This is a genomic window from Streptomyces coryli (assembly GCF_011044975.1).
Taxonomy (GTDB): domain Bacteria; phylum Actinomycetota; class Actinomycetes; order Streptomycetales; family Streptomycetaceae; genus Streptomyces; species Streptomyces coryli.
In genome coordinates this window covers 1-897 of record NZ_JAAKZV010000565.1, presented here as the reverse complement: position 1 = coordinate 897, position 897 = coordinate 1, and the positions used below count along the sequence as shown (strand labels likewise).

General features: G+C 65.1%; 2 rRNA genes and 1 pseudogene. All 3 read right to left on the bottom strand.

Going from position 1 to position 897, the window contains the following annotated elements:
- Positions 1-390, bottom strand: a pseudogene (locus G5C51_RS42210) (hypothetical protein); the annotation flags it as partial.
- A gap of 164 nt (positions 391-554) precedes the next feature.
- A 5S ribosomal RNA gene (rrf, locus tag G5C51_RS42205) occupies positions 555-671 on the bottom strand.
- 118 nt (positions 672-789) lie between these two features.
- Positions 790-897 (bottom strand): 23S ribosomal RNA (locus G5C51_RS42200); the annotation flags it as partial.

Genomic DNA, 897 nt, shown 5'->3' with positions numbered 1-897 from the left:
CACCACGCCGCTCATCCCCGCGCCGGTCACCGCCCTGGCCATACGGCCGCCCACCACGGCTGTCGTCATCACGACGCGGACCCCGGTCATCGCGCCGGAAGCCACCCCGCTCGTCATCACGCCGCGGCCCCCGCCCGCGATCGTCATCGCGCCGGCCGCCGAAGCCGCCGCGCTCTCCGCGCTCTCCGCGGTCTGCGTCATCCCTCCGGAAAGGGCGACGCTCATCCCGATCCCGCGGCGGACCGTATCCCCTGCGCTCGCCACCGGAGCCACCACGCCGGTCGCCGCCACCGGACCGGCCCCGGTCCCCGGCGCCGCGGTACCCGCCACCACGCTCGTCATCCCGGCGCCGCGAGGCGCCATCGTGCTGGGACGGCCGCCGGCCGTCATCGTTGGAGGGCATCGGAGGTGCTCCTGTCGTGTCGGGGTACCGCAGTCATTCTCACGCAGCCAAGTCGACCGCGCGCTTCGAGCGAAACCATATGAAGCCATTGAAAACAAAAAAGGACCTGTGGTCCCAGCGCTCACGCTGGGACCACAGGTCCTCAAAGATTGTTCGGCGGCGACCTACTCTCCCACACAGTCCCCTGTGCAGTACCATCGGCGCGGAAAGGCTTAGCTTCCGGGTTCGGAATGTAACCGGGCGTTTCCCTAACGCTATGACCACCGAAACCCTATTCCGGGTTCAGCGAACAAGCACACTCTTCAATTAAAGGTGTTACGAGTTCAAGCATGATCCCCGGCAAGATTGTTTGTTGCCTGGGAGCCGAACAGTGGACGCGAGCAGCTATGGACAAGTCCTCGGCCTATTAGTACCAGTCAACTCCACCCCTTACAGGGCTTCCATATCTGGCCTATCAACCCAGTCGTCTACTGGGAGCCTTAACCCCTCATGGG